Here is an 18,865-nt window from a genome sequence, read left to right on the forward strand (position 1 = left end):
CAGCATACGCCTATGCAAGTGGCTGCTCCGGCCGTGGGGCCGTCTCCTCCTGGGCAGTCCGCATGCGCTGGAGCAGGCTGTGAAGCATTTCTGTCGACAGCCCGTGGATCACCAGCCGGTGACCGGCGCGCAGTGTCGACAATGGCACCAGCGGATGCTTGTTGTTCACCAGGATCAGGTGTTCGGGCGCCCCCAGCAGCGTGGCCGCGTAGATTCCGATGGTTTCATCCAGTTGCAGGGAATTGGCGGCGCGCCAGAAATCGTTGTCCGTGAGCATCAGCTGGTACAGCGGCGTGAACAGCTCGATGGCGCTCTGCAGATCGAGGAAGTTGAGCCGGCCGCGCGGCATGTCCGAAAGCCGCAACCCAGGGTCCTTGATCATCGAAAAGTCGACATTTGCCGCCTTGGCCAGCGCCAGCCCCTTGTCGCGCAGCGCCTGGTTCAAGCGGATCACGAAGTTGAACAGGTTCAGGTCGTGCTTCAGGAACATCTCGTCCTTGAGCGCATCGATGTCTGCCGGCTCCAGCGGCGAGGTGCCCACCGGCTCGGGCGAATTGCGGCCGATGAAGCCCAGCACCTGCGACCCGAGGTGGAAGTGCCGCAGGATCAGCCAGTTGGCCTCCGGCGAGACAAAGCGTTTCAGGCCCCAGGCCAGCAGCCGGTGCAGCAGCTTCGAATGCGACCAGTTGCGCGGCACGAACACCTTCACCACCTGGATCAGGACGATCGTCAGCCGCGCCACCGGCCGCAGGAACGGCAGCAGGTACTGGCGTGAACCCGAGCTCGAGTCGGCAAGCCATGCCGCCTTGACCTCGTCCGGCAGCGGCGTGCTCTGGTCGAGATAGAGTGCGAGCCAGGGACTGGGATCGCGCTCGTCGTGCCCCTGCGTGAGGAAATCAGGCATTCGGCTCATGTGGCATCCGCTCCGTGATGTGCTGAAACTGCATCAGGTACAGCGCCGCCGTATGGCGCGCCGTATCGATGATCTGGCGGGCCGCCCTGCCCCGCCCGTTGGCTTCTTCGCCGCCTTTGTCGGCCTCCACCGCCATCACCATCTCGACCGCGGCGAGCCAGCGGTTCAGGTGGTTCTCGTCGTTGTGGCCGTGGTACTCGAGAAAGCGGAACGCATCGGGCGGCAGCTTCAGGCCGGCCTTGATGAGCGGCAGCAGCGCGGGCACGATGCGCTGGCCCGTCCCTTCGATGATGTAGATGGCGCCCAGCAGGCCGATGGGGTCGCGCGTGGCGGCCAGGCCGTGCAGGTAGGCATTGAGCGCCTCCCCGCCGGGGTTGCGGCGCAGGTCGTCGATGCGCGGCGCGGTGCCGCCCGCGTTCCTGTAGTCGCTGAAGAGAATGTTGAAGTCGTCCTGTTCCTCGCCCGCATGCACATCGATCAGTGCGGCCAGCGCCTTGTACGGACCGGTCAGCGAAGCGGCGCCTTCGCGCATCCAGCGGCTGCCTTCGCGCACCTGCGGAACCCACTGCTCCATCCAGTTCAGGTAGTCGGGCAAGGCAAAGCGGCGTTCGCGGATCTGGCGGATCAGGGGCGTGCGCCAGGCGCGCGAGCGGTAGTCGTGCCAGATGCCCGCCAGTTCGGTCAGCAGCGTGCCCAATCCTTCGGGGGCAGCGGCCGGATCGTGCGGAGGCGCAATCGCGATCTCGTCGTCGGGAGCCGATTCAGAAGTCATGCGCGGCCCGGCCCCCGCCTGCTGAGACGCCGTGCCGGCCGCCTCGACCTCCAGCAGCATGTAGGCGGCCATGAAACGCCCCGATTCCGGCACGTAGCAGAAGATCTGCTCTCCGGCTTTCAGCGTCTTGGTGTGCAGAAACTCCGACAGCATGATCAGGATCGACGCCGCACCGGTGTTGCCGCGCCAGGCGAGGTTGCTCCACCACCGCTCGCGTGGAATGGCCAGGTCGGCCTTGGCCATCAGGTCTTCGACCACCGGAATGAATTTCTCCGACGAGTAGTGGCACAGGAAGTGGTCGACCCGCTTCGGATCGACCCAACCGTCGCGCACCAGCGTCGCGTATTCGTGGATGCCGATGTCGAACAGGTGCGGCAGCAGGCGGATGTCCTGCCGCAGGGACAGGGCGCCGGCCGCTTCCGCCTCGGCCCAGGAACCGAAATCGAGATGGCCGCGGGCGCGGTCCTCGGTCAGGCCCAGTTGCATGCAGACTGGGTAATCGCCCGAGAACGCGCGCTGGTGCACCCATTTCAACCTCAGGCGCAGCCCCGGGTTGCCGGCCAGCGCAGGCGTGCCGTCGGACAGCAGCAGCGCGCCCGCGCCATCGGAAAGCATCCAGCGAAGAAAGTGCGAATCGAAGTCGGTTTCGTAGCCGCGCGCCGCGAAGCGCGAGCGCTTGAAAAGGCGCGACGGCATTTCGCTGGCCACCGCAAGCGCGGTGCGGTGCGCGCCCAACTCGATACCCTGCGCGGCCGACTGGATGGCCGACACGCCCGCGGCGCAGATGCCGTGCACCGACAGCGTTTCCATCGGCGGCGCCGCCAGTTCGCCCTGGATCATGTTGGCAAAGCCCGGCATCAGCGTGTCGCCGCCCGAAGATCCGCTGGCCAGCAGCGACACGCGCGACAGTTCGGTCCCGCCGCGCTGCAGGCAATCGCGAATCGCACCTGCGGCCAGTTGCGCATTGGTGTGGCGCGTCACGCCCTCTTCGTCTATCGCATAGTGCCGCGTGAGGATGCCGTTCTCGGCCAGGATGCGCCGCTTGATGCGCTCCGACATGCGGTTGAGCGGCGCGATGTAGGCATCCATTCGCTCGTTGGGAATGGGCTCGCCGGGCATGAAATAGCCGGCGCTCTCGATGTAGACGCGTTGAAATGGAACGGGCATGGTTCAGTGGGTTGAAGACTCGGACGGCACGGACGGCACGGACGGCACGGGTGACATCAGCGAGCGGCTGCAAAAACGCGGCCACAGGGCTCCCAGCACGAACACGCGAACCATGTAGGGCACCAGCCCTTGCTCGTTGAGCGCGGGATCGACCCGCGCGCGGTAGCGCGTGCGGTGCAGCTCCGTGAGCTCGGACCAATGGACATGCGGGTTCTCGTGATGTGCGGTGTGCAGGCCGATGTTGAACAGCAACGGGTTCACCAGCCCCTCGAAATTGCGCGCGTAGTTCAGGCGGGTACCTGCGGTATCGCGCGGCGCCTCCGCATCCGCCGCGGGCCGGCGTCCGTCGGCGTGCGCGTGCTGCAGATAATTGGTCGCCAGCAGCCAATGCAGCCCGTGCAACTGCGGCAAGATCACCAACAGCAGGGCCTTGCGCCAGTCGAGCAGCAGCAGTGCGCTCCAGCTGCCGAGCCACAGCGCGTACTGCGCCATGCAGTAGCGCCAAGGCCCTGGCCAGCGCTTGCGAAGCCGCCCCAGCCAGCCGAAGAACACCGGCATCAGCACCCACACGGCCTGGAACGGATGCAGCAGGTAGCCCCGCAAATGATTGGTGTCGCCACCGAAACGGTAGGTGCGCGCCACGTCCCGCGGCCCGTGCCGGTGGCGATGGTGATTGGCCACGTGCGCAGGCCAGAAAACAAAGGTCGGATGCCCCTGCAGCAGCGTGAGCCAGAAGTCGGTGAACCGGTTCATGCGCCGCCCGCGCCACATGCGCAGGTGCACGTGGTTGTGATGGATCACGCCCACGCCAAGCGTCAGGAACAGCATTGGCCCATAAAGCAGTATGGAGAAGCCATGCATCCATTGCCATGCCGCCAGCGCCGGAAGCGCCGCCAGATACGCAAGGCTCTGCCAGTCGCGCCAATGGCGCAGCCGTGCCAGCCGGCGCAGCGCCTCAGGCCGGCGTGGCATGCTGTTGTTTGCGTTGCTGCTTCGAGCGGAATGCCTGGAATTGCGGCTCCGCCGCATCGGCGGCAATGCGCGTGCCGAACAGCCGGTCCATGAATGTGAACTGGAACCCGTAGTTGCCGCCGTGGCAGGCATGGTGCAAATGGTGGCGCCGGCTGGCGGCAAACCAGTGGCCGTAAGACACGCGGGGAAAGAAGTCGTAGTTGGAGTGCCCGATGCTGTTGAAGAACAGGCTGAAAAGCGGCACCGAGGCGAGCGACCAGAAGCTGAAATCGTGCAGCAGCATGGGCAGCAGGATCACGTTGCCGAGCATCGCCGCCTCGATCGGATGAAAGCTGTACGTGGCCCAGGGCGTGGTCACGACCGAGCGGTGATGCGGCCCGTGAAAGCGCCGCAGCCAGCGCGTGTGCAGCAGGCGATGGTTGAGCCAGAAGTGAACGTCGTTCCAGATCGCGAGCACCAGGATTTCGGCCCCGATCTGGCGCCAGCCCGCGTCAGTGTCGAGCCGCGCCCAGCCCAGTTGAAGCAGGCCCCAGGGAAACACCATGCCCAGCCCGAAGATGAGCACCGACACCCCCGACTGCGCCAATTCGCGGCGGACCTGCCCCGTCTGCAACGGCCGCGGGTCGAGCACGCGCCCGATCCCGAGCGCCGGCAGCACGCGATGGGTCAGCAGCCCATTGAGGGCGCCGAACCCCAGATAGATGCCGCCGAAAAAGACCAACCCCCACAACATCACCTGGAGGGCGGACAACGAAGTAAAGGTTTGCGCCATCCCCCGAGGCTACAGCAGCATTTCGGGAACCAGCGGCGCAATGAGCAGGTTGTGGAGGCGCTGGAAGAAGCTCGATTCCGGCTCCGATGTCAGGATGACCTCTTTCTCGCCATCGTTCGTCAGCCACTGCAGCGTGCCGGTTTCCTTGGCGAGGCGCAGGCGGTAGGAGTTCTGCAGCTTGCTGATGTTGATGACGCGCAGCATCTCGCGCGCCAGCTGCGGGCTGTCGGCCACCACGCCCATCTCGGTGTTCTGGCTCGCCGAGCGCGGGTCGAGGTTCATCGAGCCGATGAAGATGCGCGTCTTGTCGATGGCGGCGGTCTTGGAATGCAGCCGCCCCAGCGATTTGCCGAACATGCCGAAGCGCTCGCCGGCGGTGGTGCGCTGCGGGCTCAGCTCGTACAGGTCGGCCCCGGTCCTGAGCAACCGCTCACGGTAGCGCGCATAGCCGGTGTGCACCAACGGCTCGTCGTTGGCCGCCAGCGAATTGGTCAGCAGCGTGAGCTTGACCTTGCGCTTCGCCAGATCTTCGAAGGCCGCCATGCCGCGCTCGCCCGGCACCAGGTAGGGAGAGGTCAGGTCGACTTCGAACTTGGCGTCCATCAGCAGCGTCCAGACCTTCATCGTCACGCTGGTGGCAATGGCCTCGTCCGCCGTCATGGTGGTCGGCTTGGTCGGCGGATCGGCGATGGCGCGGGCCTCACCCCACAAAAGCCCCATGCGGCCCCCATCGAGTTCTTCCGCGATCGGGCCGTAGCCCAGGACGTCGGAAGGCGGAAGCACGATCTTCGGCGGTGCGGCCGCCATGCCTATCGAGGCGTCGAAGTCGGCGGCCGTGGGCGTGCGGCCGCCCTCGCCCCGGACGATGTCGGCAACGGGCCAGACCTGTTCGCTGTTCCAGTAGGCATCGAAGATCGATTCGAGCTGCGGGATCACCTTGCCCACCACCAGCGCGTCCATGTCGATGAAGTTCTGCGCCTCGCTCAGCACGAAATACTCGTCGGCAATGTTGCGCCCGCCCACCACGGCCATCGCTCCGTCGGCGATGAAGAGCTTGTTGTGCATGCGGTGGTTGAGCCGCCCGATCTCGTGCGGCGACGCCGCAAAGCGCGACAGGAAACCGTTGCGCCCGCAACAGAAGGGGTTGAACAGCCGCACGTCCACGTTCGGCGTCTGCGATAGCGCCAACAGCAGCTGCTGACTCTTGACGGTGTAGAGGTCGTCCACCAGCAGCCGCACCTGCACCCCGCGCGCACCCGCCTCGCGCAGCGCGCGCATCAGAAGGCGTCCGGTGGCGTCGTTCTCGAATTGGTAGTACTGGACCACCAGCGAGCGCTGGGCGCGCTGCGCAAGCTGCACGCGCGCGTCGAGCGAATACACGCCGAGCGGCATCAGCCGGAAGCCGGAGTGCTCGCCGGGCGGCGTAGAGGCCGCCGCGATCTTTGCGAGCGTGGTGGTCGGATCGACCGCGGCCGCATGCACCGCCGCCCGCTCGCGCGCCGGCGGCAGCGATCCACAGGCCACCAGCGACGCCAGCATGGCGCCGGCAAGGCAGATTCGCAGCAGTTGGGTCCAGGCATTCATGATGGATCGATCTCAGCGGTGTCGGTTTTTCCGGTCCTTGCCATGGATACGCCCGCCGGCACTTGCCGGTTTCGCTTTCATGCGGGTTGCATCAAAAATTGTTCACCGTCCTAGAATTCGCTCCACACCTGTCGGGAGTTACACCATGGCAAGACCGATCCTCTCACGCCTCGCGCCGATGTTGATCGCAGCCGGGCTGGCATTCCCCGCCTGGGCCGCGCTGGACATCGGCGACCCGGTACCCAAGTTCACCGCCACTGCCGCGCTGGCCGGCAAGACCTTCCGTTATTCGCTGGCCGATGCGCTGGCCAAGGGCCCGGTGGTGTTGTACTTCTTTCCGGCGGCCGACTCCAGCGACTGTTCGATCGAAGCCCATGCCTTCGCCGAAGCCGTCGATCAGTTCGCGGCGCTGGGTGCCACCGTCATCGGCGTGTCGGCCGACGACATCGACACTCTCTCCAAGTTTTCGGTCAAGTCCTGCCAGAACCGGTTTCCCGTGGCGTCGGACGAATCGAAGGCGGTGATCAACGGTTTCGACGCCCTGATGCAGACCCGGCCGGACTTCGCCAACCGCCTCTCGTACGTGATCTCGCCGAACGGCAAAGTGGCCTACTACTATCAGAACCTGAATCCGGACAAGCATGTGGAGCGCATGCTGAATGCGGTGCGGGCGCTGCCGCGGCCCGGTTCGCCCAGGTAGGAGCGCGTGCGGCGCGGTTGCCCCGCTTCGCGCAAAATCCGTTCCATGCAACTCAACTTCATCGCCAACGCCGACGTCCCGTCTTCCTCCGGCCGCACCCTGCAAGTGCTCGATCCGTCCGACGGCCAGCCCTTCGACGACATCCAGCGCAGCAATGCCGCCGACATCGACTCCGCCGTGCGCGCGGCGCGCGATTGTTTCGAGGGCGTCTGGCACAAGGTGAGCGCGGCCGACCGCGGGCGCCTGCTCTACAGGCTCTCGCAGAAGATCGCCGAGCACGTCGACGAGCTGGCGCTGATCGAGCAGCGCGATTGCGGCAAGCCCGTGAAGCAGGCGCGCGCCGATGCGGTGGCGCTGGTGCGCTATTTCGAGTTCTATGCCGGTGCCTGCGACAAGCTGCACGGCGAGACCATTCCCTACCAGGACGGCTACAGCGTGTTCACCTGGCGCGAGCCGCACGGCGTCACGGGACACATCATTCCGTGGAACTACCCGATGCAGATCTTCGGGCGCAGCGTGGGCGGAGCCCTGGCCGCCGGCAACGTGTGCGTGGTGAAGCCGGCAGAAGATGCTTGCCTGTCCCTGATCCGCGTGGCGCAACTGGCGGCCGAAGTCGGCTTTCCGGCCGGCGCGCTCAATATCGTGACGGGCTACGGGCATGAAGTGGGCGATGCGCTTGCTCGGCACGAAGGCATCGACCACATCAGCTTTACCGGCAGTCCCAAGATCGGCACGCTGATCCAGCAGGTGGCGGCCGAACGGCATTGCCCGGTGACGCTCGAACTCGGCGGCAAGAGCCCGCAGATCATCTTTGCCGACGCCGACCTCGACGCGGCCATTCCGGTGATCATCAACGCCATCGTGCAGAACGCCGGACAGACCTGCTCGGCCGGCTCGCGCGTTCTGATCCAGCGCGGCATCTACGAGCCGCTGCTCGAGCGGCTCGGCCACGCCTTCGAGGCGCTGCGCGTCGGTCCCGCGGCCATGGACCTCGACGTCGGCCCGCTGATCCGCCAGACCCAGCAGCAGCGCGTGTGGGATTTCCTGAGCGACGCCCAGGTGGCCGGGATCCCGATGGTGGCCCACGGCGTCGTCGTCGACGAAGCGCCCGAAACCGGCTTCTACCAGGCGCCCACCCTGCTGCGCGACGTGCCTGTCAACCATCGTCTTGCGCAGGAAGAAGTGTTCGGGCCGGTGCTGGCGGCAATGCAGTTCACCGACGAAGACGAAGCGGTGGCGCTCGCCAATGCCACGCAGTTCGGCCTTGTGGCCGGCGTTTGGACGGCCGACGGCGCGCGCCAGTTCCGCATGGCCAAGCGGGTGCGCAGCGGCCAGGTGTTCATCAACAACTACGGCGCGGGCGGCGGCGTGGAACTGCCGTTCGGCGGCGTCAAGTCGTCCGGCTATGGCCGCGAAAAGGGCTTCGAAGCACTTTACGGCTTCACCACCCTCAAGACCGTCGCCATCAAGCACGGCTGACGCCATATCGACAACCGCTTCGGGGGCGTCCGGCGCACGGGGCCCAATACACTGCCCCGCTGCGCCTTTTCAGGAGACAAACCGTGCACGTCAAGAACAAATCCATCATCGTGACCGGTGCCGGTGCCGGCGGCGGCATCGGCGAAGGCATCGCCAAGCGGCTCGCGGCCGAGGCCGCCCAGGTGCTTGTGAACGACATCAACGCGGCGGCGGGCCAGCAGGTGGTGGAAGCGATCCTGCGCGACGCTTTGTACCTGGCGAGCGATGAAGCCGCTTTCATCAGCCGCGTGTGCATCGAGGTCGACGGCGCACGCTGCGTCTAGCCCAGACAAAATGACCGGCCAGGTCGAAAGTGCGTCCCCGGAGTAGCCCTTTCAGGTTCGGCCCTTGCTCCATGGAGTAAATTGGCCGTTGCCCCATGAAAAGCAAAAGCACCACCGTCATCCCGGTCTCCGAAATCGGCCGCGCGCGCCCCGCTGTGTCGGTGCCGGAAATCCCCGTGCCTGCCACGGGGCGCCTGCTCGACCGCCTGGGCCGGCCGCTGACCGACCTGCGCATCAGCGTGACGGACCGCTGCAACTTCCGCTGCAGCTACTGCATGCCGAAGGACGTGTTCGACAAGGACTACCAATACCTGCCGCACAGCGCGCTGCTGAGCTTCGAGGAAATGACGCGGCTCGCGCGCCTGTTCGCGGCCCATGGCGTGCGCAAGATCCGGCTCACCGGTGGTGAACCGCTGCTGCGCAAGAACATCGAGGGGCTGATCGGGCAGCTTTCCGAGCTCCGCACCCCGTCCGGCGAGCCGCTCGCGCTCACGCTCACCACCAACGGCTCGCTGCTGCAGCGCAAGGCAGCGGCGCTGGCGGCCGCCGGCCTGCAGCGCGTGACCGTGAGCCTCGACAGCCTCGACGACGCGGTGTTCCGCCACATGAACGACGTCGATTTTCCGGTGGCGGACGTGCTCGCCGGCATCGACGCGGCGATGACCGCAGGCCTCGGCCCCTTGAAAGTGAACATGGTCGTCAAGCGCGGCACCAACGAGCAGGAAATCCTGCCGATGGCGCGCTACTTTCGCGACAACCACGGCGGCAAGGTGGTGCTGCGCTTCATCGAATACATGGATGTGGGCGCCACCAACGGCTGGCGCATGGACGAGGTGCTGCCCTCGGCTGAGGTCATCGCACGCATCGGCGCCGAGTTTCCGCTCGTGCCGCTGGAGCCCAGCGCGCCGGGCGAAACCGCCCAAAGGTGGGCCTATGCCGACGGCAGCGGCGAAATCGGCGTGATCAGCAGCGTCACGCAGGCCTTCTGCCACGACTGCAGCCGCGCCCGCCTGTCCACCGAGGGCAAGCTCTACCTCTGCCTTTTTGCCAGCGCGGGCCACGACCTGCGGCCCCTGCTGCGCGGCACCGCCACCGACGAAGACATTGGCTCGGCCATCGGCCACATCTGGCAGGGCCGCGCCGACCGCTATTCCGAACTGCGCGCGCTCCGCGGCCCCGACGGCGGCGAGTCCGACAGCAACAACAACAAGGCGCCGCGCCGCGTCGAAATGAGCTATATCGGCGGATGACGTCCACACAAGATTCCATTTCCCCCAGCGAGATCACCGGGCTGCTGCTGGCCGGCGGCCGCGGTTCGCGCATGGGCGGCATCGACAAGGGCCTGCAGAACTTCAATGGCTCGCCGCTGGCCATGCATGCCGTGCTGCGCCTGGGTATGCAGGTGGGCGAGGTCATGATCAATGCCAACCGCAACCTGGCCGCCTACGAATCCTTCGGCGTGCCGGTCTGGCCCGACAGCCTGGCCGACTATGCAGGTCCGCTGGCAGGCTTTCTGACCGGCCTCGAACGCTGCGAAACGCCCTATCTCCTCACCGTGCCCTGCGACACCCCGCTGTTTCCGCTCGATCTGGCCAGCCGTCTGGCTGAAGCCATGGCGGCCGATGACGCGGAGATCGCCATGGTCAGCGCGCCCGAGGCCGCCGAACCGGGCGCGGCGCCGGTGCTGCGGCCGCAGCCGGTGTTCTGCCTGCTGCGCACCGCGCTGCTCGAAAGCCTGGTGAACTTCACCCAGTCCGGCGGCCGCAAGATCGACGCCTGGACAGCGCAGCACCGCACGGTGCTCGTCCCTTTCGACCGGCCCGGCGATGCGCCCGACGCCTTTTTCAACGCCAACACGCTGGCCGAACTGCACGCCCTTGAAAACCGATGAGCCGCATCGCCGACATTGCCGCCGCCCTTGCGGGCTATGACCCCCAGGCCCTGAGCGTCAGCGGCGTCCAGGCTTTTCTGGCGCAGCTGGCGGCCCCGGCCGTCGTCTCGGAACGCGAGGAAGTCGGGGTGCGCGAAGCACTGGGCCGCGTGCTGGCCGAAGACATCATCTCGCCCGTCAGCGTGCCGCCGCACGACAACTCCGCGATGGACGGCTTTGCCTTCGACGGCGCCATCCTGCGGAACGATGCGCGCACCGACGAGTCCATCGACCTCCGCGTGGTGGGCACGGCCCTGGCCGGGGCGGCGTGGCGCGGCACCCTGGCTGGCGGCGAAGCGGTTCGCATCATGACGGGCGCCGTCATGCCCGATGGGCTCGACACCGTGGTTCCGCAAGAGTTCTGCAAGGTCGACGCAGACCGGGTGAGCTTTCCCGCCAAGGTGCTTCGCCGCGGCGACAACCGCCGCTTTGCGGGCGAGGACCTGATGCAGGGGCAGCCGGCCTTGCGGCGCGGCGAGCGCCTGTCGCCCGCCGCGCTCGGCATGGTCGCGAGCCTGGGGCTGCCTTCGGTGTCCGCGCTGCGGCGTCTGCGCGTGGCTTATTTTTCGACCGGCGACGAAATCCTGAGCCTCGGCGAGGCGCCGCGCGAAGGCGCCGTGTACGACAGCAACCGCTATACGGTGTTCGGCCTGCTCACGCGGCTGGGCTGCGAGGTCATCGACCTGGGCCTGGTGCGCGACGACCCGGCCACGCTCGCCGCCACGCTGCAGCGTGCCGCAAGCCAGGCCGACGCCATCATCACCAGCGGCGGCGTGAGTGTCGGCGCCGCCGACCACACGCGCGCCGTGATGCAGCAACTCGGCGACATGGCGTTCTGGCGCATCGCCATGCGTCCGGGGCGGCCGATGGCGGTCGGGCTGGTTCCGCGCGATCCGGCTTCTTCATCGCTGCCGGGCGCTGCGGTGCTCTTCGGCCTCCCGGGCAACCCGGTGGCCGTGATGGTGACTTTTCTGGCCTTCGTGCGACCCGCGTTGCTGCGCATGATGGGATGCCACGACATCGCCGCGACGCCGCCGCCCTTGCTGCGCGCGCGCAGCGTGAGCGCCATCCGCAAGAAAGCCGGCCGTACCGAATACCAGCGCGGCTTCGTGCAGGCCGTGCCCGGCGCGCTGCCCGTAGTCCGCATTGCCGGAAACCAGGGCTCGGGCGTGCTGAGTTCGATGGTCGAAGCCAACGGGCTCGTCGTGCTGCATCACGATCAAGGCAACGTGGCGGCAGGCGGCGAGGTCGACGTGATGATGTTCGAGGGAATTATTTAGCTCGCCCCCGGTCCTCGCGGCCTCAGATTCGGCCGAGGGCCTGGTCCACGCCCTTGTTGGCGAGCATGTCCGCGCGTTCGTTGCCGGGGTCGCCGGAGTGGCCCTTGACCCAGCGCCATTCGATGACGTGGCCGCCCTCCGCCACCAGCCTGTCGAGTTTCTGCCAGAGTTCGACGTTCTTCACGGGCTGCTTGGTCGAGGTACGCCAGCCCTTGGCTTTCCAGCCGCGGATCCACTCGGTGATGCCCATGCGCACGTACTGGCTGTCGAGGTAAAGAATGACCTTGCAGGGTCGCTTGAGAGCTGCCAGCCCCTCGATCACGGCCGTCAGTTCCATGCGGTTGTTGGTGGTGTTGAGCTCGCCACCGAACAGTTCCTTTTCGGTGGCACCCGACTTGAGCCAGGCGCCCCAGCCGCCAGGGCCGGGGTTGCCCTTGCAGGCGCCATCGGTGTAGATCACGACTTCGTTCAAAACTTTCTTTTCCTTCTTCTGTCGATCCATCGATCGTTCATTCAATCAGTCGGTGTGGTCGGCCTTGTGCATCTTGCCGGCAATCGACACAGGAGCGGTGGCGCGCGCCGCGGCGCGACGCCAGTCGGCGCTCAACAGGCGCATGCCGCGCACGCGTTTGACCGCGACCACGAAATACACGGCACCGAAAATCGGCCACCAGCGCTCGCCAGCGGCGTCCATCCAGCGGCAGCGTTCCAGCCAGGCTTCGCTGCGCACCGCGGGCCGGTAGACGCCGAAGCGCCCTGACTCCACCTCGAAGCTCAGGAGCCGCAGCCAGTCCCGCATGCGCCAATAGCCGATGAACTCCCCGCCCTCGGGCAGAAAGAGGTCGCCGAACCCGAGCTTGCGGTACAGGTGCGCGCGGCGCTGCCGCATGCCCCACAGGCTGGCCGGGTTGAGCCCGCAGATCACCACGCGGCCTTCGGGCACCAGCACCCGCTCCACTTCTCGCAGAGTGGCGTGGGGGTCCTGGCTCAGTTCCAGCGCGTGCGGCAGCACCACCAGATCCAGGCTGTTGGCTGCAAAGGGCAGCGCCGCAAAATCGGTGAACAGCGCCGCCCTGCTGGGCTGCACCGGTTCGGGCAGGGCCAGCCAGCGGTGCGGCATGCGGTTGGTGCGCAGCCCATCGACTTCTGCGGCGCCCAGCTGCAGCGCGTGATAGCCGAAGACGTCCGCCACCGCCTGGTCGAACTGGGCCTGTTCCCACGCCAGCAGGTAGCGGCCGGGGGGGGTCGCGAACCAATCCTGCAAACCTATAATTTGATCGCTCATGACCCTTGTTCCGCTGCCCGCCTTCGCTGACAACTACATCTGGATGCTGCAGGACGGCTCCAACGCGATCGTGGTGGACCCGGGCGACGCTCAACCGGTATTCGACGCGTTGACGCGCGACAAGCTGCAGCTCGCCGCGATTCTAGTCACGCACCATCATCCCGATCACACGGGCGGCGTGGCTGCGCTCCATGCTGCCACCGGTGCGCTGGTCTTCGGCCCCGCGCGCGAACGCATTCCCGAGCCCTTCACCCCGCTCTCGCACGGCGACAGCGCCGAGGCGCTCGGACGGCGCTTCATGGTCATCGACGTGCCCGGCCACACCGCCGGCCACATTGCCTACTTTCTTCCCGCCAGCGACGGCCAGGCGCCGCTGCTCTTCTGTGGCGATACGCTGTTCTCCGGCGGCTGCGGCCGCCTGTTCGAAGGCACGCCGGCGCAAATGCTGACCTCGCTCGATGCGCTCGCGGCATTGCCGGGCGATACCCGCGTATGCTGCGCCCACGAATACACACTTGCTAACCTGCGTTTCGCCCATGCGGTGGAACCCGGCAATGCCGATCTGACTCAGTACACCGCGCGTTGCGAAAGCCTGCGCGCGCGGGGACAGCCCACGCTGCCCTCGCAACTGGCAACCGAACGCCGAATCAACCCCTTTCTTCGCAGCCGCGAAGCCACTGTCCTTAGAGCGGTGCGCGAGCACGCCGAGCTTTCCGCCCATCCGGCCGAAGCCGACGTGTTTGCTGCGCTGCGCCAATGGAAAAACGACTTCCGATGAAACTTATCGCTGCTGTCTGCCTTGCTGGCTCACTGTTGCTCGCGGGCTGCGCGGGCACCACGGGCGGCCCCTCTTCGTCCTCCTCCTCTTCGACTCCCGCCTCGCAGCAGCCCACCGCGGGAGGCACCGGCTCCAGGGCCTCGAGCAGCGCTGCACCGGTCTATCCGGGCGGCCCCCTCACCCCCATCACCAGCAGCGAAGCGCGCTCGCAGAGCGTCGTCACGCTGGCGCCGCCCGCGGACATGTGGGACCGCATCCGCCGCGGCTTCAAAATGCCGAACCTCGAGAGCGACCTGGTGCGCGACCGCGAGCAGTGGTACGCCAGCCGTCCCGACTACATCCAGCGCATGACCGAGCGCTCGAACAAATACATCTTCCACATCGTCGAAGAGCTCGAGCGGCGCAACATGCCGACCGAGCTCGCGCTGCTGCCATACATCGAGAGCGCATTCAACCCGCAGGCCATCTCCAGCGCACGTGCCGCGGGCATGTGGCAGTTCATGCCGGCCACCGGCACCGACTTCGACCTGAAGCAGAACATCTTCCGCGACGACAGGCGCGACGTGGTGGCCTCGACCCGCGCCGCGCTCGACTACCTGCAAAAGCTCTACGGCATGTTCGGCGACTGGCAGCTCGCGCTGGCGGCCTACAACTGGGGTGAAGGCAGCGTGAGCCGCGCCATCGCCAAGAACCAGCGCCTGGGCCTGCCCACCACCTACAGCGATCTTTCCATGCCGGCCGAAACGCGGCTGTACGTGCCCAAGCTGCAGGCCGTGAAGAACATCGTCGCGAATCCGCAAGCGTTCAACACCGAACTGCCGCTGATCGCCAACCACCCGTATTTCCAGACCGTGACGCTGACGCGTGACCTCGACGTCGAACTGGCGGCCAAGCTGGCCGACATCCGGCTCGAAGATTTCCGCGCCCTCAACCCGGCCGCGCACAAGCCGGTGCTGCTGGCCGCCGGCACGCCGCAGATCCTGCTGCCCTGGGACAACGCAGCCGTGTTCCAGCGCAACTTCGACGCCTACTCGCAAGGCCAGTACGCGAGCTGGACGGCATGGGTCGTTCCCAACACCATGACGGTGGCCGATGCGGCCCAGCGCTCGGGCATGAGCGAAACCGACCTGCGCGCGCTCAACAGCATTCCGCCGCGCATGCTCATCAAGGCCGGCTCCACGCTCATCGTGCCGCGCGGCGCCCGCGTCAAGGAGGACGTGACGGCCCTGGTGGCCGACAGCGGCCACCTGAGCTTCCAACCCGAGATCGTCAATCGCCGCACCACCGTCAAGGCGGGGCGCAACGACAGCGTGGCCAGCATCGCGCGCCGCTACAAGCTCAAGCCCGACAGCGTGGCCGAGTGGAACGACGTCAAGCTCAACCACGCGTTCAAGCGCGGCTACAGCGTGGTGGTGTACCTGCCGGTTCGTGCGGCACCCGAGGCTCGCGTGGGCTCGGGCGCCGCGCCGGCGCACGGACACGCGGCCGTTGCCGGCAAGCGCGGCGGCGGCACGCCAAAGGCCGTGGCCGCGCGTGGCACCAACATCGTGAAGTCGCCGGCCGGCAAGCAGCAGCAGATCGTGCGCGAAAAGCGCGGCGGCACGCCGTCGAAGAAGAAGCGCTAGAGCTTTTCGGTCTCGCCGCTGCGCGGCTGCCACTTCATCAGGCGTTTCTCGATCAGGCCGACGAGGCCGTCGAGCAGCAGCGCAAAGGCCGTCAGCACCACGATGCCGGCAAACACGGTATTGACGTCGAAGGTGCCTTCGGCCTGGAGAATCAGGTAGCCCACGCCGCGCGCCGAACCCAGATATTCGCCGACCACCGCACCGACGAAAGCCAGCCCGACCGACGTGTGCAGGCTCGAGAACACCCAGCTGGTGGCGCTGGGCAGGTACACGGTGCGCAGCAACTGCCGCTGGTTGGCGCCAAGCATCTTCGCATTGGCCAGCACCACCGGGCTCACCTCGCGCACGCCCTGGTAGACATTGAAGAACACGATGAAGAACACCAGCGTGACGGCCAGTGCCACCTTGCTCCAGATGCCCAGGCCAAACCACAGCGCGAAGATGGGCGCGAGGATCACGCGCGGCATCGAATTGGCGGCCTTGATGTAGGGATCGAGGATCAGGCTCGCCGTGGGCGCCAGCGCCAGCCAGAGCCCGCAGGCCAAGCCGAGCACGGTGCCGATGCCGAAGGCCAGCACCGTTTCGAGCAGCGTGGTGCCCAGGTGCCGGTAGATGTCGGCATTGCCCTTCAGGCCTTCGGGAAACAGCAGGTTCGGCGACACCTCGAACGGCAGGAACCAGCTCCAGATGCGCCCCGCCACCTGGATCGGCTCGCCAAGAAAAAAAGCGATCTGCTGGTTGCGCGACGCCACATGCCAGCCCACCAGGATGACCGCCAGCAGCACCAGCTGCCAGAAGCGCGCGTTGCGTTCGTTGAGGCGGGGCATCATGCGGCCTTCCTCAGCTGCTGCGCGTAGCCCTTGAGCACTTCGTCGCGCAACACCTCCCATATCTGCGTATGCAGCTCGACGAAGCGCGGCTGGGTGCGAACCTCGGCCACGTCGCGCGGGCGCGCGAGGTCGATGGCGAACTCGCCGATCGGATGCGTGGCCGGCCCCGCAGACAGCACCACCACGCGGTCGCTCATTGCAATGGCCTCGTCGAGGTCGTGGGTGATGAAGAGCACTGCCTTTTTCTTCGCACTCCACAGTTCGAGCACTTCGTTCTCCATCAGCTGCCGCGTCTGCACGTCGAGCGCGCTGAAGGGTTCGTCCATGAGGATGATGTCGGGGTCGAGCACCAGCGTCTGCGCCAATGCCACGCGCTTGCGCATGCCGCCGGAGAGCTGGTGCGGATAGCGGTCACCGAAGCCGGAGAGGCCCACGCGCGAAAGCCAGGCCTGCGCCTGCTCTCGCGCCTCGGCGTCAGGCACGCCGCGGTATTGCAGCCCCACCATCACGTTGTGAATGGCGCTGCGCCACGGCATCAATGCCTCGGTCTGGAACATGTAGCCCGCGCGCGCGTTCACCCCTCCCAACGTCTGTCCGAAGACCTTGATGGTGCCCGACGACGGCTCGAGCAATCCGGCCCCGACATTCAGCAAGGTGGACTTGCCGCAGCCCGTGGGCCCCACCACCGATACGAACTCTCCGGCTCGCACGCGCAGCGTGGTGTCGGCCACCGCGGTGTAGCGCTGGCCGGGGTCGTCCTTCGAATGGAAGGTGCAGCTGATGGAGAGAAGTTCGAGTGCGTAGTCGGACATGTCTGGCAGGATTTCTGGCATCGGCCGCCACAAGAAAAAACCCGGCCGAAGCCGGGTCGCGGGGACGTTCGGAGTCAGGCTTTGAACCTGTCTTTCGCGCGCCTAGCAAAATCGTTGGTGTAGGTTTTCGTGAGGTCGATCTTCTCGGGCTTCACGGAGGTGTCGAAGCTCGCGATGGCCGCGAGCGCGGTCTTGGGGCCCTCGGCCGGCACGAGGCCGTCGGTGGCAATCGATTCGCGGACCTTGTCGAAAGACGCAAGGTACAGCGCGCGGTCGCCGAGCAGATAGGTCTCCGGCACCGTCTTGATGATGTCGCCCGGCCCTGCCGTCTGCAGCCACTTGAGGCCGCGGACGATGGCATTGGCTAGCGCCTGGCAGGTGTTGGGATTCTTCTGGATGAAGTCCGTCGGCGCGTAGAGGCAGGCTGCGGGCATCGGCCCGCCGAACACCTGCTGCGTGCCCTTGAGCGTGCGCGTGTCGCTGATGATCTTCACGTCGCCCTTCTGCTCGAGCATGGTCATGACCGGGTCGGTGTTGCTGATGGCGTCGATCTGGCCCGATCGCAGCGCCGTGAGCGCGCCCGCTGCCACGCCCACGCCGATGAAGCTCACGTCGCTGGCCTTGAGGCCTCCGCGCGACAGCACGAGGTTGGCCACCATGTTGGTCGAGGAGCCCGGCGCCGACACACCGATCTTCTTGCCCTTGAGATCCTGGATGCCGGTGTAGCCCGCCATGTTCTTGGTCGACACGCCCACCGCGATCTGCGGCGCACGCCCCTGCAGCACGAAAGCCTGGAAGAACTGGTTCTTGGCCTGCAGGTTGATGGTGTGCTCGTAGGCGCCGGAGCATACGTCCGCCGAACCGCCGACCACGGCCTGCAGTGCGCGGGCGCCGCCGGCAAAATCGGAGATCTCGACATCGAGGCCCTCGGCCTTGAAGTAGCCAAGCTGCTCGGAGATGGTGAGAGGCAGGTAGTAGAACGCGGCTTTACCACCGACCGCAATGGAGATTTTTGTCTTCTCGAGCTTGGCTTGCGCAAAAACCCGCGGCAGCGCTACTGCTGCGGCAGCAACTGCGGAGGCGGTGATGAGGGTTCTGCGATGGAGCATGGAACGGACCTGCGGGCTCTTTGATTCTTTAGACCGAATCGAGCTTAGGGGTGCGCCCCTCTCGGCTGCATCGGGGTCATCCCGTGCGGGTTTCCACGTAAGCACGAAGGCCTCTACGGCCTGTGCCGAACGGCCTATGGCGCGAGAAAAAGAATCGCGATGTTGACCAGGAATCCGAGCGCCCAGACCGCGCTGCGCACGCTGCCGATGCCCTTGATGTAGACCGCGATGTAGATCAGGCGCAGCACGACATAGGCCACCGCCAGCATGTCGAGCCGCGCCTGGTTGGCACCGAGCTGGTGCGCGATGATCACCGCGCCAATGAAGAACGGCAGCCCCTCGAAGCTGTTGGACTGCGCGCTGTTGGCGCGCGCGCGCCAGCCGCTCAGCTTCGCGGTCCAGTCGCGCGGATGCGTGTTGTCGCGCGGACCGAAGCTGCCGGCTTTCGCGATCCATGCCGCGAGATACGGCAGCCCGCAGGCGATGAATACGCACCAGTAGGCAACAGTGAGCAATGAAAAAGTCATTTGGGTT

18 protein-coding genes and 1 pseudogene are annotated in these 18,865 nt (G+C 66.5%); 8 read left to right on the forward strand and 11 right to left on the reverse strand.

Features of this window, described 5'->3' with window-relative positions; translation table 11 throughout:
• Positions 1-10: 10 nt before the first annotated feature.
• From ACAM55_RS12560 to ACAM55_RS12580, 5 genes are read right to left on the reverse strand one after another with little or no spacing between them, the layout of a single operon-like run.
• Complete coding sequence (locus ACAM55_RS12560) at positions 11-913, reverse strand: hypothetical protein (RefSeq protein ID WP_369656303.1); 903 nt, start codon at positions 911-913, stop codon at positions 11-13.
• A complete protein-coding gene (locus ACAM55_RS12565) occupies positions 897-2,852 on the reverse strand; it encodes a beta-ketoacyl-ACP synthase III (RefSeq protein ID WP_369656304.1) in 1,956 nt (651 codons plus the stop codon). The genes ACAM55_RS12560 and ACAM55_RS12565 overlap by 17 nt, the downstream gene beginning before the upstream one ends.
• A 3-nt stretch (positions 2,853-2,855) precedes the next feature.
• Positions 2,856-3,824: a fatty acid desaturase gene (locus tag ACAM55_RS12570; RefSeq protein WP_369656305.1), complete on the reverse strand. Its 969-nt coding sequence runs from the start codon at positions 3,822-3,824 to the stop codon at positions 2,856-2,858.
• A complete protein-coding gene (locus ACAM55_RS12575) occupies positions 3,808-4,596 on the reverse strand; it encodes a sterol desaturase family protein (RefSeq protein WP_369656306.1) in 789 nt (262 codons plus the stop codon). The genes ACAM55_RS12570 and ACAM55_RS12575 overlap by 17 nt, the downstream gene beginning before the upstream one ends.
• A 9-nt stretch (positions 4,597-4,605) precedes the next feature.
• Entirely contained in the window at positions 4,606-6,180 is a 1,575-nt protein-coding gene (locus tag ACAM55_RS12580; RefSeq protein ID WP_369656307.1) for a phospholipase D family protein, read from the reverse strand.
• A gap of 145 nt (positions 6,181-6,325) precedes the next feature.
• Between ACAM55_RS12580 and ACAM55_RS12585 the strand changes: the two genes are divergently transcribed.
• From ACAM55_RS12585 to glp, 6 genes and pseudogenes are all read left to right on the forward strand, one after another.
• A complete protein-coding gene (locus ACAM55_RS12585) occupies positions 6,326-6,880 on the forward strand; it encodes a peroxiredoxin (RefSeq protein WP_369656308.1) in 555 nt (184 codons plus the stop codon).
• A 45-nt stretch (positions 6,881-6,925) separates the two neighbouring features.
• A complete protein-coding gene (locus ACAM55_RS12590; protein WP_369656309.1) occupies positions 6,926-8,359 on the forward strand; it encodes an aldehyde dehydrogenase family protein in 1,434 nt (477 codons plus the stop codon).
• 83 nt (positions 8,360-8,442) lie between these two features.
• Positions 8,443-8,595: pseudogene (locus ACAM55_RS12595) on the forward strand (short chain dehydrogenase); the annotation flags it as partial.
• A gap of 182 nt (positions 8,596-8,777) precedes the next feature.
• Positions 8,778-9,932: a GTP 3',8-cyclase MoaA gene (gene moaA, locus ACAM55_RS12600; protein WP_369656310.1), complete on the forward strand. Its 1,155-nt coding sequence runs from the start codon at positions 8,778-8,780 to the stop codon at positions 9,930-9,932.
• Positions 9,929-10,573, forward strand: coding sequence for a molybdenum cofactor guanylyltransferase MobA (mobA, locus tag ACAM55_RS12605; RefSeq protein ID WP_369656311.1), 645 nt, complete (start codon positions 9,929-9,931; stop codon positions 10,571-10,573). Before moaA ends, mobA begins: the two co-directional genes overlap by 4 nt.
• Positions 10,570-11,892, forward strand: coding sequence for a gephyrin-like molybdotransferase Glp (glp, locus tag ACAM55_RS12610; protein WP_369656312.1), 1,323 nt, complete (start codon positions 10,570-10,572; stop codon positions 11,890-11,892). The genes mobA and glp overlap by 4 nt, the downstream gene beginning before the upstream one ends.
• Before the next feature lie 22 nt (positions 11,893-11,914).
• On the opposite strand, the gene rnhA is transcribed toward glp, so the two are convergent.
• Together rnhA and ACAM55_RS12620 are read right to left on the reverse strand one after the other, a co-directional pair.
• Entirely contained in the window at positions 11,915-12,364 is a 450-nt protein-coding gene (rnhA, locus tag ACAM55_RS12615; RefSeq protein WP_369656313.1) for a ribonuclease HI, read from the reverse strand.
• Between the two features lie 45 nt (positions 12,365-12,409).
• Positions 12,410-13,177 carry a class I SAM-dependent methyltransferase gene (locus ACAM55_RS12620; protein ID WP_369656314.1) on the reverse strand — a complete coding sequence of 256 codons (768 nt, stop codon included), beginning with the start codon at positions 13,175-13,177 and terminating at the stop codon, positions 12,410-12,412.
• On the opposite strand from ACAM55_RS12620, the gene gloB reads away from it, so the two are divergent.
• Positions 13,176-13,955: a hydroxyacylglutathione hydrolase gene (gene gloB / locus ACAM55_RS12625; protein WP_369656315.1), complete on the forward strand. Its 780-nt coding sequence runs from the start codon at positions 13,176-13,178 to the stop codon at positions 13,953-13,955. The two genes, ACAM55_RS12620 and gloB, sit on opposite strands and share 2 nt — an antisense overlap.
• The gene (locus tag ACAM55_RS12630) at positions 13,952-15,580 is read left to right on the forward strand and encodes a transglycosylase SLT domain-containing protein (protein ID WP_369656316.1); all 1,629 of its coding nucleotides are present in this window, start codon (positions 13,952-13,954) and stop codon (positions 15,578-15,580) included. Before gloB ends, ACAM55_RS12630 begins: the two co-directional genes overlap by 4 nt.
• Here ACAM55_RS12630 and ACAM55_RS12635 read toward each other — a convergent pair.
• The 4 genes from ACAM55_RS12635 to ACAM55_RS12650 all read right to left on the reverse strand — a co-directional run bounded on the left by ACAM55_RS12635 (position 15,577) and on the right by ACAM55_RS12650 (position 18,858).
• Positions 15,577-16,407, reverse strand: a complete 831-nt coding sequence (locus tag ACAM55_RS12635; protein WP_369656389.1) for an ABC transporter permease — start codon at positions 16,405-16,407, stop codon at positions 15,577-15,579. The genes ACAM55_RS12630 and ACAM55_RS12635 overlap by 4 nt on opposite strands.
• Complete coding sequence (locus ACAM55_RS12640) at positions 16,407-17,222, reverse strand: ABC transporter ATP-binding protein (protein WP_369656317.1); 816 nt, start codon at positions 17,220-17,222, stop codon at positions 16,407-16,409. Before ACAM55_RS12640 ends, ACAM55_RS12635 begins: the two co-directional genes overlap by 1 nt.
• Before the next feature lie 74 nt (positions 17,223-17,296).
• A complete protein-coding gene (locus ACAM55_RS12645; RefSeq protein WP_369651917.1) occupies positions 17,297-18,331 on the reverse strand; it encodes an ABC transporter substrate-binding protein in 1,035 nt (344 codons plus the stop codon).
• A 134-nt stretch (positions 18,332-18,465) separates the two neighbouring features.
• On the reverse strand, positions 18,466-18,858 hold the full coding sequence (locus ACAM55_RS12650; RefSeq protein ID WP_369651918.1) for an MAPEG family protein: 393 nt from the start codon (positions 18,856-18,858) through the stop codon (positions 18,466-18,468).
• Between the last annotated feature and the right edge of the window lie 7 nt (positions 18,859-18,865).

The organism is Variovorax sp. V213 (assembly GCF_041154455.1).
GTDB lineage: Bacteria > Pseudomonadota > Gammaproteobacteria > Burkholderiales > Burkholderiaceae_C > Variovorax.

Bases quoted from the DNA above. Each gene is read 5' to 3' on its own strand.
- ACAM55_RS12560 (WP_369656303.1), bottom strand. From the start codon at position 913: ATGAGCCGAATGCCTGATTTCCTCACGCAGGGGCACGACGAGCGCGAT.
- ACAM55_RS12565 (WP_369656304.1), bottom strand. From the start codon at position 2,852: ATGCCCGTTCCATTTCAACGCGTCTACATCGAGAGCGCCGGCTATTTC.
- ACAM55_RS12570 (WP_369656305.1), bottom strand. From the start codon at position 3,824: ATGCCACGCCGGCCTGAGGCGCTGCGCCGGCTGGCACGGCTGCGCCAT.
- ACAM55_RS12575 (WP_369656306.1), bottom strand. From the start codon at position 4,596: ATGGCGCAAACCTTTACTTCGTTGTCCGCCCTCCAGGTGATGTTGTGG.
- ACAM55_RS12580 (WP_369656307.1), bottom strand. From the start codon at position 6,180: ATGAATGCCTGGACCCAACTGCTGCGAATCTGCCTTGCCGGCGCCATG.
- ACAM55_RS12585 (WP_369656308.1), top strand. From the start codon at position 6,326: ATGGCAAGACCGATCCTCTCACGCCTCGCGCCGATGTTGATCGCAGCC.
- ACAM55_RS12590 (WP_369656309.1), top strand. From the start codon at position 6,926: ATGCAACTCAACTTCATCGCCAACGCCGACGTCCCGTCTTCCTCCGGC.
- moaA (WP_369656310.1), top strand. From the start codon at position 8,778: ATGAAAAGCAAAAGCACCACCGTCATCCCGGTCTCCGAAATCGGCCGC.
- mobA (WP_369656311.1), top strand. From the start codon at position 9,929: ATGACGTCCACACAAGATTCCATTTCCCCCAGCGAGATCACCGGGCTG.
- glp (WP_369656312.1), top strand. From the start codon at position 10,570: ATGAGCCGCATCGCCGACATTGCCGCCGCCCTTGCGGGCTATGACCCC.
- gloB (WP_369656315.1), top strand. From the start codon at position 13,176: ATGACCCTTGTTCCGCTGCCCGCCTTCGCTGACAACTACATCTGGATG.
- ACAM55_RS12620 (WP_369656314.1), bottom strand. From the start codon at position 13,177: ATGAGCGATCAAATTATAGGTTTGCAGGATTGGTTCGCGACCCCCCCC.
- ACAM55_RS12630 (WP_369656316.1), top strand. From the start codon at position 13,952: ATGAAACTTATCGCTGCTGTCTGCCTTGCTGGCTCACTGTTGCTCGCG.
- ACAM55_RS12635 (WP_369656389.1), bottom strand. From the start codon at position 16,407: ATGCCCCGCCTCAACGAACGCAACGCGCGCTTCTGGCAGCTGGTGCTG.
- ACAM55_RS12640 (WP_369656317.1), bottom strand. From the start codon at position 17,222: ATGTCCGACTACGCACTCGAACTTCTCTCCATCAGCTGCACCTTCCAT.
- ACAM55_RS12645 (WP_369651917.1), bottom strand. From the start codon at position 18,331: ATGCTCCATCGCAGAACCCTCATCACCGCCTCCGCAGTTGCTGCCGCA.
- ACAM55_RS12650 (WP_369651918.1), bottom strand. From the start codon at position 18,858: ATGACTTTTTCATTGCTCACTGTTGCCTACTGGTGCGTATTCATCGCC.